12 protein-coding genes are annotated in these 13,263 nt (G+C 68.6%); 4 read left to right on the top strand and 8 right to left on the bottom strand.

Annotation, left to right across the window (positions count from 1 at the left end):
- Window positions 1–13 precede the first annotated feature (13 nt).
- Complete coding sequence (locus tag AC1MEY_RS10710; RefSeq protein WP_480230613.1) at window positions 14–259, bottom strand: hypothetical protein; 246 nt, start codon at window positions 257–259, stop codon at window positions 14–16.
- Between the two features lie 85 nt (window positions 260–344).
- Window positions 345–1,745, bottom strand: coding sequence for an MFS transporter (locus AC1MEY_RS10705; RefSeq protein WP_480231411.1), 1,401 nt, complete (start codon window positions 1,743–1,745; stop codon window positions 345–347).
- Between the two features lie 296 nt (window positions 1,746–2,041).
- On the opposite strand from AC1MEY_RS10705, the gene AC1MEY_RS10700 reads away from it, so the two are divergent.
- Complete coding sequence (locus AC1MEY_RS10700; protein ID WP_480230612.1) at window positions 2,042–2,779, top strand: YoaK family protein; 738 nt, start codon at window positions 2,042–2,044, stop codon at window positions 2,777–2,779.
- Between the two features lie 138 nt (window positions 2,780–2,917).
- Here AC1MEY_RS10700 and AC1MEY_RS10695 read toward each other — a convergent pair whose 3' ends face one another.
- Together AC1MEY_RS10695 and AC1MEY_RS10690 are read right to left on the bottom strand one after the other, a co-directional pair.
- A complete protein-coding gene (locus tag AC1MEY_RS10695; RefSeq protein WP_480230611.1) occupies window positions 2,918–4,615 on the bottom strand; it encodes an HNH endonuclease signature motif containing protein in 1,698 nt (565 codons plus the stop codon).
- Between the two features lie 158 nt (window positions 4,616–4,773).
- Complete coding sequence (locus tag AC1MEY_RS10690) at window positions 4,774–5,442, bottom strand: response regulator transcription factor (protein WP_480230610.1); 669 nt, start codon at window positions 5,440–5,442, stop codon at window positions 4,774–4,776.
- A 133-nt stretch (window positions 5,443–5,575) separates the two neighbouring features.
- Here AC1MEY_RS10690 and AC1MEY_RS10685 point away from each other — a divergent pair, with 133 nt between their 5' ends.
- Complete coding sequence (locus AC1MEY_RS10685; protein ID WP_480230609.1) at window positions 5,576–5,857, top strand: GlsB/YeaQ/YmgE family stress response membrane protein; 282 nt, start codon at window positions 5,576–5,578, stop codon at window positions 5,855–5,857.
- Window positions 5,858–5,921: 64 nt separating this feature from the next.
- Here AC1MEY_RS10685 and AC1MEY_RS10680 read toward each other — a convergent pair whose 3' ends face one another.
- Entirely contained in the window at window positions 5,922–7,898 is a 1,977-nt protein-coding gene (locus AC1MEY_RS10680) for a heavy metal translocating P-type ATPase (protein WP_480230608.1), read from the bottom strand.
- Between the two features lie 87 nt (window positions 7,899–7,985).
- On the opposite strand from AC1MEY_RS10680, the gene AC1MEY_RS10675 reads away from it, so the two are divergent.
- Window positions 7,986–8,324, top strand: coding sequence for an ArsR/SmtB family transcription factor (locus AC1MEY_RS10675; RefSeq protein ID WP_480230607.1), 339 nt, complete (start codon window positions 7,986–7,988; stop codon window positions 8,322–8,324).
- A gap of 18 nt (window positions 8,325–8,342) precedes the next feature.
- Here the strand turns inward: AC1MEY_RS10675 and AC1MEY_RS10670 are convergent, their stop codons facing one another.
- The 3 genes from AC1MEY_RS10670 to allB form a co-directional block, all read right to left on the bottom strand.
- On the bottom strand, window positions 8,343–9,698 hold the full coding sequence (locus AC1MEY_RS10670) for an MFS transporter (RefSeq protein ID WP_480230606.1): 1,356 nt from the start codon (window positions 9,696–9,698) through the stop codon (window positions 8,343–8,345).
- 1 nt (window position 9,699) lies between these two features.
- Window positions 9,700–10,110 (bottom strand): ArsR/SmtB family transcription factor, encoded by a 411-nt coding sequence (locus AC1MEY_RS10665; protein WP_480230605.1) that lies wholly within the window; start codon window positions 10,108–10,110, stop codon window positions 9,700–9,702.
- Between the two features lie 66 nt (window positions 10,111–10,176).
- The gene (gene allB, locus AC1MEY_RS10660; RefSeq protein ID WP_480230604.1) at window positions 10,177–11,535 is read right to left on the bottom strand and encodes an allantoinase AllB; all 1,359 of its coding nucleotides are present in this window, start codon (window positions 11,533–11,535) and stop codon (window positions 10,177–10,179) included.
- A gap of 221 nt (window positions 11,536–11,756) precedes the next feature.
- Between allB and AC1MEY_RS10655 the strand changes: the two genes are divergently transcribed.
- Window positions 11,757–13,262, top strand: coding sequence for an NCS1 family nucleobase:cation symporter-1 (locus tag AC1MEY_RS10655; RefSeq protein WP_480230603.1), 1,506 nt, complete (start codon window positions 11,757–11,759; stop codon window positions 13,260–13,262).
- Window position 13,263: the final 1 nt, after the last annotated feature.

Raw genomic sequence — 13,263 nt, 5'->3', positions numbered from 1 at the left:
GTGCGGCGGCCGCCTAGCCGGGTTCGACGGTGGTGGCGGTGACGGGTGGCGTCGCGACCGTGGGTGAGTCGGGGCCCTCGGTGGCGCCGCCGTCGACCGACGGTTCGGCGATGGTCATCTCCGGGGTCGTGACGGGTCCGGGCGGGGCCGGTTCGGGTTCTGCCTGGCTCGCGCCACTCAACGTGACGGCGACGGTCGCCGCGACGACGGCGGTGGCTCCAGTGAGCGCCATCAGCGTCCTGGTCCGGGTGGGTTCCATGACGGTCCTCCTCGTGTCCTGGCGACCACGGTGTCGCCGCCCGGGGACCTACCCGTATGACGGTCGACTATTCGGCGACGGAGGGTCAGCCCCACTCGTGGTTCATCGCGCGGGAGTCGACGTCGGCCTCGGCGGAGCGGGTGCCCGTCTGGCCGGCGCGGGACACCGCGATGAGGATCAGGGCCAGCGCGGCGGTGACGGCGCCGCCGGCGAAGATCAGCACGAAGGCGTGCTCCTCGGGGAGGCCCGTGCCACTGGTGATCGCGGACCGGCCGAGCAGGACGGCGACCGCCGCGGCGGCGATGGAGCTGCCGACCGTGCGAGCGATCGCGTTGACCCCGGTCGCGACGCCGGTCTCGCCGCTGCGGACCTCGCTGACGACGAGCGCGGGCAGCGCGCCGTAGCCCAGGCTGATGTAGGCGTTGACCCAGACGCCGGCGACGATCACCTGCCACGACTGGTCGTGCGAGATCGCCAGCCAGAGGAACCCGACGACACCGGTGACGGCGCCGCTCACCAGGACCAATCGTGCGCCGAACCGTTCGATGAACCGGCCGCTCAGCGTCGCGGTCACGAACCCCGCGATGGCGCCGGGGAGCAGGAACACCAGGCTGGCCTGCAGGACGGTGGCGCTGAAACCGTAACCGGCGGTATCGCGGTCGATCTGGACGAATTGGGTGAGGCCCAGGAAGCCGAAGTAGAGGCCCATGCCGACGAAGATGGTCGCCAGGTTGGTCAGCAGGACCGCGCGGCGCGACAGCATCGTGATCGACACCAGGGGATGCTGCTGCCTGCGTTCCCACGCCCACCAGGCCACCAGGACGGCAATGCCGAGTGCGGTGACGCCGAGGGTGGCGGGTGAGCCCCAGCCCCAGGAGTTGCCCTGGGTGATCGCGAGCAGCAGGGCCGACAATCCGACGGCGAGACCGGCGGCGCCCAGCCAGTCGACGGTGCCCTCACCGCGTGTCGACACTGCGGGGACGACGGCGATCGCGATTATGATGACGGCGACGGTGAAGCCCGTGGTGAGCCAGAAGACCCGGTGGTAGCCGGCGTCGCCGTTCATCAGCAGGCCGGTGACGACCAGTCCCACGCCGCCGCCGAAGCCGAGTGTTCCGGACAGCACGGCGAGTGCGCTCACGACGGCGCCCTCGGGCAGCGCGTCGCGCAGCAGGGCGACGCAGATCGGATACAACGAGAACGAGACGCCCTGCAGCACCCGCGCGACGATCAGCAGCGCCAGCGACGTCGTCATCGCCGCGAGGAGCGAGCCGGCCAGGACGGCGGCGAGCACGCAGAGCAGGACGTACTTCTTGTTGTAGAGGTCGGCGAGGCGGCCGATCAGGGGAGTCGACGCGGCGGCCGCCAGCAGGTTGGCCGTCACGGCCCAGCTGACCGCCACCGTCGAGGCGTTCAGCTGCTCGGCGATGATGCCCAGGACCGGGACGACGGCGGTCTGCAGCACCGCGACCGTCAGCGCGACCATGCTGAGTGCGGCGATCAGCAGGCGCGGCCGAGGGTGGATGGTGCTGTCCACGTGCCAACTCCTTCGCCTAGGTAATCAATCAGCCTAGGCAGGTGCCGGGTGACCAGGCGCGTCGAGGGTGGCTGATGACCACTTCGTGACACGGCGGAGGCGTCGGTTTCCTCGTTGGATCGGCCTGGGAACACAGCGCCGTCGAACCTGATGTGCCGCGTGCACCTCGATGACGACCTGACCTCTCGGGTCGGACCGCAACGAGGCGGAGTGCCCACTCACCACGGATCACATGAAGGATCACGATGCCCGACAAGGGTTTCCCCGCTGACGCCAAGGTAAGGAACCGATTCGCCGTCGCGTTGGCGATGGTCGCCGGGATCGCCGACGCCATCGGGTTCATCCAGTACTCGCAGTTGTTCATGTCGTTCATGAGCGGCAATACGACCCGATTCGGTGAGGCCGCCAGCACGGCCGACTGGATTCAGGTGACCCGCTTCGGCGGCGTCATCGTGCTGTTCTGCTTCGGCGCCTTTGCGGGCACGTTGATCGCGGCGTGGGCGAAGCGGTGGCGGCTGTCCACGCTGCTCATAATCCAGGCCTGCCTGCTGGCGCTGGGCAACGTCATGCCGCAGGGGTCGGAAGCCGTTCCGTTGCATGCCTATCCGGTGGTGCTGGCGCTGGGGTTGCAGAATGCGACGCTGCAGGACGAGGCGGGACGCAGCCTGGCGCTCACCTACGTCACCGGGTCTGTCGTCCGCTTCGGCGCGGGTCTGGCCAACATGGTGCTGCACAAGCCGGCGCCGTCGTTCTGGATTCAGGGGCCGCTGTGGGCGGGGCTGACGGCTGGTGCGGTGTTCGGTGGTCTGCTGGCGAATCGCTACGGTGAGGCGGCGTTCCTGGCGCCGGCGGCGCTGTCGGCGGTCCTTGCCATCATCGCGCTGGTGATGACCATCCGGGATCCCGAGAGTGACGCCGTCGCCAGCGATTACGCGCCGCAACCCGATGCGCACCCTTCTGCGAAGCCCACCGTGGCGCTGTGAGTGGGGTTTGACGGAGGTCGGGCCGGTGTGGCACGCCATGGGGCCGTGGCGGGCCGGCGCGGTGGTGCGCGGTGGGGCCGCCGCTCCGGTGCGGCGGTGATCCGGCGGTTGGCGCGGCGCCGGTGGTGGGGTGCGGCGTCAGGCCGCGGCGGTGTCGGGTGGTCCGCGTTCGCCGGTGTCGGCGGCGATGCCGGAGCGGGTCTGTTCCGCATCGGTGAGGCCGGCGTCGGGGAGGGTGCCGGTGGTATCGGTGTTGCTGTCCGGGGTGGGCGGTGGTGGGGTCGCTGCGAGTCGGCGGGCCGCGGCGGACGCATGCTCGTTGACGGTGAATCCCGTTGCAGGCGGCGTGGTCTCAAGGTCGGCAACGGTTTCGGGCTCGGCGACTTCCTGCTCGGCGCCCGCGTCCGCCTCGACGTCTGGTGGTGCCGGTCGCAGGTCGGCGGTCGAGGGCTGTGGTGGTGGGTCGTCGGGTGGGCGTAGGAGGAGGTCGGGGCGGTGGTGGAAGTTGAGGCGGGTCTGGCCGTGGTCGAGGTCGGGTGGGGGCTGCCATTCCACGTCGCCGCGGGCGGTGATGGTGGTGGTGTAGCCGCCGTCGCCGACCAAACGGTTGTCGGCTCCGCACGCCAACGCCATCTCGTCGACGTTGGTGTTCCCCCCGCGGGCCCAGTCGGTCACGGCGTGGTGGACTTGGCAGCCGTACGCCCCGACGGTGCAGCCCGGTTTGGTGCAGCCCCCGTCGCGGGCGATCAGCATGATCCGCTGCGCCGGCGACGCCGTCCGTCGGGCCCTGAACAGTTCCAACGCCGACCCGGTGGCCTTGTCGAACACCGCCAGGTAGTGATGCGCGTGCGCCCCCAACCGGATCACGTCCTTGATGGGCAGCTTGGTGCCGCCGCCGGTGACCCCGACCCCGGCGCCGGACTCCAACTCTTGGAGGGTGGTGCGCACGATGATCGACACCGGCAGCCCGTTGAGCTGGCCGGCGTCGCCGCTCATCAACGCCAACCGCCCGATCACCACCAACGCGTCGTGGCGGCGTTGGGACGCGGTGCGGTGATCGTTGTCGATCTGGGCTTGAGTGGGGGTGCCCGAGATACAGGGTTCGGGGTCGGCGGGGTTGCACATCCCCGGCGCGGCGTACTTGCCGAACAACGGTTCGAGCACCGCGACCAACTCGGGGGTGAACCGGCCGTCGAAATCGGTGATCCCGTCACGGCCCTGCGGGCTCAGGTCGGCGCCGCGGGACCGGTCAGGTTCGGTGTCGTCGGGTTCGGGGCCGTCCTGGTCAATGAGGACCAGCCGGAACTCCGCGGCGTCCTTGAGGTCCTTGGGGCCCACGGTGGCCGCGATGCGAACCAGGTCGACCTCCACCTGCCCGCGGGTCACCACGTCCACCCACGCGGGGAGCTTGGCCATCGCGTCCCGCAAGACCTTCACGTGCTCGGCGCTGATCACTCCGGCGGCCTGGGCGGCGGCAACCGCCGGCAACACCGGTTCCAGGGGTTCGCCGGTCAGCCCCCGGCGGGGCCCGAGGTCCCCGGCCTCGGCCAGGCGGCGGCTCGCCTCACTCGAGGACATCCGCCAGCGGATCCGCAGGACTTCATTCCAGGACTTCGCGCCCATCTCCCGTGGAGTGGTCTCGCCCTGTAGGCGGGCCAGCAGCCGGTGGCGCTGAGTGGGCAGCAGATTGGTCAGCAGTTCCATCGCGTCCAAAACGGCGACGACCTGGCGGTGGGTCAGCAGATCCACCGGCAGCGCGGCGAGCGCCTCGTAGTCCGCGAGCAGCCGTTCGGCTGCCTCCTGGACCTCATCCGCCTGCATGATTCGAACATACATTCGACCACCGACAAGTGTCGTGGGGCCAGTGGACTCCGGCTCGCGAAGAGCTTGGGTCCTCGATCAGCGGCCACTCGGGTGGGGTGGCGCCGCACCAGAACTGTCACCGATGTCCTGACGCAGAACTGTCACCCATGTCCTGAGACATCACAGCCGGTCTACGGACCGCCCTTCCAGTGCTCGATGCGATTGTGGTCCGGCGTGAAGCCGTGCTTGACGCCCCACAGCACCGCCTGCGTGCGGCTCAGGACGTCGATCTTGCGGTAGATGGTGCGGATGTAGGACTTGATGGTGTTGGGGCTGAGGTAGGTCAGTGCGGCGACCTCGGCGTTGCTCTTGCCCTGCGTGATGAGGGCGAGGATCTCCGATTCCCGGTCGCTGAGCCCTTCGCCCCGGCCCGGCCAGTCGAGTCCCACGGCGCTACGGGCACGCGGTGGGACGTCGCTGACTATCGTCTCGCCGGCGTGCACGGCTTCCAGCGCGGCCACCAGTTCGCGCGCGGGCAGCGTCTTCGACAGGTAGCCGTGGGCGCCCTTCTCCTGGGCGTTGGCAATCAGGTCGGGATGAAAGTTCCACGTGTACACCACCACTCGTCGCGCACGGGGGTTGGCGACCAGTGCGGCGATCTCGTCGTGGTCGGCTTCGGGCTGGGCGAACGAGTCGTACAGCACGATGTCGACCGAGTCGTCGAGGCTCATGTTGGAATCGATCTCGGCGACCACCACCCGATCTCGGTACCGGTCGAACATGTTGGCCACGCCCATCAGCACGACGTCGTAGTCGTCGACGAGGGCAACGGTGATGGGTTCGTTCGACGGCGGGGCCATGAAGCCAGATTACCTACTTAGGGGTGTACCGACACCCCCCTTAGGGGTGTTGAACTGATCCCAGTGTCGAGCACCCGCCCGACCCACTCGATCACAGCGCGAGGTCTGCGCTGCTTTAGAAAGGCTCACAGCCATGATCGGACTCATCGTCACCATCATCGTCGTCGGACTCATCGCCGGTGCCGTTGCGCGCCTGCTGGTTCCGGGCAAGCAGAACCTGTCGATCGCCATGACGATCGTCCTGGGCATCGTCGGCTCGTTCGTCGGCGGGTTCCTCGGGTACCTGCTCTTCGGCAAGGACAGCGCACAGGGCCTCCTGCAGCCGTCGGGGATCATCGGCTCCATCATCGGCGCCGTCTTGGTCCTGGTGATCTGGCTGGCCGTCAACCGACGTAGCTCGGTGCGCACCCGCTAGTCGAGGCGCCAACACGACGGAGATCCACCCCGCGGTGGGTCTCCGTCGTCGTGTCGTCCGACGCCTAGCCGACGCGAGAGCCGTTGCCGGGCCAGGCCTTGTCGCGCAGCAGTCGGAGACCGTTGAGCACGACGAGGATCGTGGACCCCTCGTGGAAGGCCACGCCCAGCGGGAGTGGCAGGTGGCCGACCAGGTCCCACGTGACCAGGACCGCGATGAACGTCGCCGAGATCACCAGGTTCGCGGCGACGACGCGGCGGGCGCGGCGGGCCAGCGCCAGGACTGACGGCAGGGCGGCCAGATCGTCGCGGGTGATCACGGCGTCGGATGTCTCCAGCGCGAGATCGGACCCGGATCGTCCCATCGCGACGGCCACGTGAGCGGCGGCCATCGCCGGCGCGTCGTTCACCCCGTCGCCGACCAGCAGGACCCGCGCCCCGCCGGCCTCCATCTCGCGTACGGCGTCGACCTTGCCCTCGGGCAGCAGTTCCGCGTGGACCTCCGAGATCCCGACGTCGGCCGCGAGCCGGGCGGCGGCTCGAGGACTGTCACCGGTGAGCAACACCGGCGTGGTGCCGACGATGTGGGTCGCCCTGCCAACGCATTCGGCGGCCTCGACCCGGGCGCCGTCGACGAGTTCCAGGACGCCAATCGGCACGGCATCGACGACGACGACCACTGCCGTCTGGCCCGCGCCCTCCACCTCTGCGACGACGGTCCGTGTGTCACCGTCGTCCTCGGTCAGCAGCGCCGGGCTGCCGACCTCGACGATCATCCCGTCGACGCGTGCGCGAGCGCCACGGCCCGGGGTAGATGCGAACTCGGTGGCGGGTCGCAGTGCCAGGCCGGCCTCGCGGGCCGCGACGACGATGGCGCGGGCCACCGGGTGCTCGGACTGCCGTTCGGCCGCCGCGGCAAGGGCGAGGATCGATGCCTCCGTGTGTGGACCGCTGCCGACGCAACGGATCTGGGCCACCCGCGGCCGTCCGGCCGTGAGCGTGCCGGTCTTGTCGAATGCGACGTGGGTTGCCGTGGCGAGCTTCTCGAGCACGACGGCCGACTTGACCAGTACGCCGTGGCGACCCGCGGTGGCGATGGCGGCCAATAGCGGTGGCATCGTGGACAGCACCAGGGCGCACGGCGAGGCGACGATCATGAACGTCATCGCCCGCAGCAGTGCGGATCGCAGATCCGACCCCATCAGCAGCGGGACGCAGAACAACGCGAGCGTGGCACCGACCATCACGACCGAGTACCGCTGCTCCACCTTCTCGATGAACAGCTGCGTTCGGGCCTTGCTCGCACTCGCCTCGGTGACCATCGCGACGATGCGCGCGATGACGGTCTCCGCTGCCGGCCGGCTGACGCGCACGACCAGGGAACCGGTGCCGTTCACCGTTCCCGCGAACACCTCGTCACCGCAGCGCTTCTCGACGGGCAGCGGCTCACCGGTGATCGTGGCCTGGTCGACCTCGCTGACCCCGTCGGTGACGACGCCGTCGCCGCCGATCCGTTCACCCGGCCGAACCATCAACACGTCGCCGGTAGTCAGACGCTCGGTCTCGACGGTCTCCTCGACGCCGCCGTCGCGCAGGCGGGTGGCGGTATCCGGTGCGGTGTCCAGCAATCCGCGCACCGAGTCCTCGGTCCGCTTCGTCGCGACGGCCTCCAACGCGCCCGACGTGGCGAAGATGACGATGAGCAGGGCGCCGTCGAGTACCTGGCCGATGGCGACTGCGCCCGCCGCTGCGACGACCATCAGGAGATCGACGTCGAGGGATCGCCGGCGTAGTGCCTGCAGTCCGGCAAGACCGGGTTGCCACCCCCCGGCGGCGATGCACGTCAGGTACAGCGTCCAGAACGACCACGCCGGCGCACCGGCGACCTGTGCGACGAGCGCCGCCACGAACAGGCCCGTCGCCAGGGCGGCCCAGCGCACCTCGACGAGCGTCCAGGCGCTGACGATCAGGCGCGACCGTCGGGCCGTGCTCCGGTGGTCGGACGTCACATCCCGGGCGGCGAGATCGGTGTCGGAGGACATGGCCCGAGGCTACCTGCATGATCGCGCATATTCGCAATCAGCCGTACAGGTGCATTCGCATGCGGCACCCGGCGGTATGCTCACGGGGTGCACAGCTCGATTTCGGGGTTCACCATGCCCACCGCTGAGCAGGTGGCCCGTGCGTCCGAGACGTTCCGGATGGTGAGCGATCCCACCAGGATCAAGGTGCTGTGGGCGCTCCTGCAGGGCGAGACCTCGGTGGCATGCCTGGCCGACCTGGCCGACGCATCGCCGACGGTGGTCAGCCAGCACCTCGCCAAGCTGCGGCTGGCGGGCCTGGTGAAGAGCCGGCGCGAAGGCACATTCGTCTACTACTCGCCGGCCGACGCCGACGTCCTCCGGGTGCTCAGCCAGGCGCTGTTCGGCCAGGACACCATCAGCGACGACGCGGACGCGCACGCCTAGAACGATCGACCTCGACGATCAGTGTCGCCGGGCCCGTACCCGCTGACGCCTGTTGCGGTGCCGCCGCGACGTCCGGCTCCATGCGGGACCGCGCGCGGACCGTCGCGATCGGCGGATGCCACGGGAAATCGGTGGGGCAGTGGTGCACGTAGAGCTTCCGAGGGACGACGTCGTGGGCCAGGTGCGCGCGGCGACGACCAACCCAGTCAGCGCCACGACTGCGAGAACCATGGCAGCCGCGCCGTGTCCCAGGTCGGCGCCGAGCCATCCGGCCACCGGATAGGTGAGGAAGAAACACGCGTGCGAGAGCGAGAACTGAGCCGCGAACACCGAGGTGCGCGCGGCGGGATCCGAATGCGCGCGCACGAGCCGGGCCGACGGCGTGTTGATCAGTGAGGTTCCGGCGCCGAGCACCGTCCACAGCCCGGCCAGCAGGATCCACGCCGTCGGCGCAGGGGGAGCGGCGAAGAACGTTGCAGCGCTGCACGACAGGCCGGCGACGACGATGGATGCGCCGGCGAGCATCACTCGGCGATCGGTGACGACGACGAGTAGCCGCGGCACGCCCAGGGCGACGACCATGGACCCGGCCCCGTAGCAGGCGGGCAGGACTGCCACGGCTGCATCCGTGTCGGAGCCCAGGACGTCGCGGACCAGCACGACGGTGTCGACCACGACCAGCGCGGTCGCAGCGGCCACCGTCACGTTGAGCGCCAGCAGCGACCGCAGTACCGGTTGCCCGAGCATGATCCGCGAGCCGAACGTGGTGCGCTGCCACAGGGTTTCACCCGAAGAGTCTGCGGCGATCACGGGCAGGCGGCTGCTGAGCACGAGGATCGCGGATCCGACGAAGCCGACCGCGGTGCCGACGAAGAGGTGGTCGTACGTCATCACCGTCAGCAGCGCTGCCGCGACGACGGGACTCACCAGGGACTCGAGGTCGTAGGCCATGCGGGACAACGACAGCCCGCGGGTGTACTCCTCCTCGTCGACCAGCACCGAGGGGATGACGGATTGGAACACGGGCGTGAAGGTCGCCGAGGCCGCCTGCAGCACGAAGATCAACACGTAGACGTGCCACACCTGATCGACGAACGGCAGGAGCAGGGCAATGCTCGCGCGGAACGCGTCCGATCCGATCATCAACGCACGTCGCGGGATCCGATGGGTCAGCGCGGCGACGACCGGAGCGACGCCCACGTAGGCCGCCATCTTGATCGCCAGCGCAGTACCGAGGACGACGCCGGCCCTGCTGCCGGCCATGTCGTATGCCAGCAGGCCCAGGGCCACCGTCAACAGTCCGGTTCCGATCAGGGCGACGACCTGAGCGGCGAAGAGCCGGGCGAAGACTCGGTTGGCCAGGGGGCGCAGCACGTCAGCCGCCTCGGCGCGTCGGCGACTTCTGCCGCCCACCGTCGGCAACCGCTCGGAGTCGGCCGTCGTCCTGATGGTGGGCGGGCAACCCGGGGCCGGTGTGTTCGGCGTTGTGCACGGCGTCGGTGACGAGTTGGCGGACGTGTTCGTTCTCGAGGCTGTAGAAGATGGTGGTCCCGGCGCGCCGGGTGCGGACCAGCCGCGCCATCCGGAGCTTCGCGAGATGTTGTGACACCGACGGGGCCGGCTTGCCTATCCGCGCCGCCAGTTCGTTGACCGAGAGTTCGGCGCCGACCAGTGCCCACAGCACCTGGATGCGGGTGGCGTCGGCCAGCATCCGGAACACCTCGACGATGAGGGCCGCCTGCTCGTCGCCGAGACGCTCCGACGATATGCCGCTATCTACGTTCATGCGTAGATAGTAGACCACTCGGCCCCGTGCGAGCAGCTCGCCGCCGAGCGGCAGGGGAGTGGCGGCTTACACGCCGCCGCGACGCAGCATCCGGCCCTGCGGGGTCGTGAAGTCGATCCTCTTGCCCCGCAACCACGTACTCGTCACGACACCGGCGAGTGCGCGCCCGTCGTACGGGCTGACCGGGTTCTTGTGGTGCAGCTTGTGCACGTCGACGACGTGCGCGGACTCGGGCTCGAAGATCGCGAAGTCGGCGTCGTAACCGAGGGCGATCTTGCCCTTGGTGTTCAGCCCGGCGAGTGCGGCGGGCCTGGCCGCCATCCAGTCGACCACCTGGGTGAGGTCGATGCCACGACGCTTGGCCTCGGTCCAGATCAACGACAGGCCGAGCTGCAGCGACGCAACGCCGCCCCACGCCACGCCGAAGTCGCCGTTTTCGACGTCCTTGAGGTCGACCGTCGACGGTGAGTGGTCGGAGACGATGCAGTCGATCGTGCCGTCGAGCAGGCCCTGCCACAGCAGTTCTCGGTTCGACGCCTCACGGATCGGCGGACAGCACTTGAATGCCGTCGCGCCGTTGGGGATCTCCTCGGCCAGCAGGGTCAGGTAGTGCGGGCAGGTCTCGACGGTGATCTTGACGCCGTCGCGCTTGGCGGTGGCGAGCATGGGCAGCGCGTCCGACGACGACAGATGCAGGATGTGCGCCCGGACACCGGTCCACCGAGCGCGTTCGATCACCTCGGCGATCGCCACGTTCTCGGCGCCGCGCGGCCGCGACGCGAGGAAGCGCTCGTACTTGTTGCCCTCGGCCGAAGGGGCACGGTCGATGGCGCGGGAGTCCTCGGCATGCACGATCATCATGGAGTCGAAGCCGGCGAGGACGGCCATGTCCTTCTCCATCTCGTCGGCGTCGAGATGAGGGAACTCGTCGACGCCGGAGTGCAGCAGGAAGCACTTGAAGCCGAAGACGCCGTCGTCGTGCAGGCCGCGCAGGTCGCCGGTGTTGCCGGGGATGGCGCCGCCCCAGAAGCCGACGTCGATGTGCGTCTTGCCCGATGCCGCCGCGCGCTTGGCGTTCAGTGCGTCGACGTTGACCGTCGGCGGAATCGAGTTGAGCGGCATGTCGATCAGCGTGGTGACCCCGCCCGCGGCCGCCGCACGGGTGGCGGAGTCGAACCCCTCCCACTCGGTGCGTCCCGGCTCGTTGACGTGCACGTGCGTGTCGACCAGGCCGGGGATCATCACCTGCTGGTCGGTGAGTTCGACGATCTCCGTGCCGGTGAGGCCGCTTCCGAGCGGTTCGATCGCGACGACGCGGCCGTCGCGGATGCCGATCTCCCGGGCGACGATTCCCGCCGTCGTCAGCGTGCGTTCGCCGCGGACCACCAGGTCGAAACCGGAGTGGTCGGGATTGTCGGCGGTCATCGGCAGCTCTCCGTTGCTACGAGAAGATTCCTCATGGTGGAATTCGAACTCCATTCTCGACTGACTCTAGGTGTGAGCCGTGGCACAGTCAATCGCGGTGGACCCTTGACAGGCGAGGTTCCAATGGGACTTACTGATCGAACCCACGGAATGCTAGTTCCGCACAGTGGAATCTTTGCGACGACGCGAGCGTCGGCGCTCCGACCATGACAGGCGTATCCATGAGCACAGAGTCCACCAGGCTCATCGGCGACTCCAGTCGTGACGATGAACGCCCGATCGCCGACGTGAGCCCGTCCCTGTACAACGCCGAACTGGCGCCGACGAAGCGCGACGGTCGACGGTGGAGCGCATACAACATCTTCACCCTGTGGGCGAACGACGTGCACAGCCTGGGCAACTACTCGTTCGCCATCGGACTGTTCGCGCTCGGCCTCGGTGGGTGGCAGATCCTGTTGGCGCTCGGACTCGGCGGCGTCTTCCTGTTCCTGCTGCTCAACCTGTCCGGGTTCATGGGGGAGAAGACCGGCGTCCCGTTCCCGGTGATGAGCCGCATCGCGTTCGGCACCCTCGGTGCGCAGATCCCCGCCCTCATCCGCGGCGCCGTCGCGATCGCCTGGTTCGGCATCCAGACCTACCTGGCGTCCGTCGTCCTGCGCATCATGATCATCGCGCTCGTGCCGTCCGTCGAGACCCTCGACTCGAACAGCTTCCTCGGACTGTCGACGCTCGGTTGGATCGCGTTCGTCGTGCTGTGGGTGATCCAGGTGATCATCGTCAGCTACGGCATGGAGATGATCCGCAGGTACGAGGCATTCGCCGGCCCGGTCATCCTGTTCACCATGATCGCGCTCGCGATCTGGATGCTCAGCAACGCCGACTGGACCATCGCGTGGACGACTCCCGACTCGCTGACCGGGGTCGACATGTGGCTGCAGATCATCGGCGGCGCCAGCCTGTGGGTCGCGATCTACGGCACGTTCGTCCTCAACTTCTGCGACTTCACCCGCAACGCGACGTCGAAGCGGGCGATCGTGAAGGGCAACTTCTGGGGAATCCCGCTCAACATGCTGGTGTTCGGCGCCATCGTCATCACCCTGGCCGGCGCCCAGTTCCGCATCGACGGGCGCATCATCGAAGCGCCCGCCGACATCGTCCAGGAGGTGCCGAACACCCTGCTGCTGGTGCTCGCCGCACTCGCGCTGCTGATCCTGACCGTCGCCGTGAACCTGATGGCGAACTTCGTCGCCCCGATCTACGCACTCAACAACCTGTTCCCGAAGCAGCTGAACTTCCGTCGCGCAGCATTCATCTCGGCGGTCATCGGCCTGGTGATCCTGCCGTGGAACCTGTACAACTCGCCCGCCGTCATCAACTACTTCCTCGGCGGACTCGGCGCCATCCTCGGACCCTTGTTCGGCATCATCATGGCCGACTACTGGTTGGTGCGTCGGTCCAAGATCAACGTTCTGGCCCTCTTCACGGCCGACGAACGCGGCGAGTACCACTACACGAAGGGCGTCAACGTGCGTGCGGTCGTGGCCCTCGTCATCACCGCGGTGGCGGCACTGCTGATGGCGTTCGTCCCGGCGTTCAAGATCGTCTCGGAGTTCTCCTGGTTCATCGGTGCGGGACTCGGTGCGATCGTGTACCTGGTGGTCGCGGACCGCCGGGGACCGTTCAACGACGTGTCCGGCGAGCCCATCGCCGTGGCCAGCACACACTAGT

It is taken from the genome of Mycobacterium sp. PTI7 (assembly GCF_056679845.1).
Note: the sequence above shows the minus strand (reverse complement) of the source record. Positions and strands in the feature narration are given on the sequence as shown.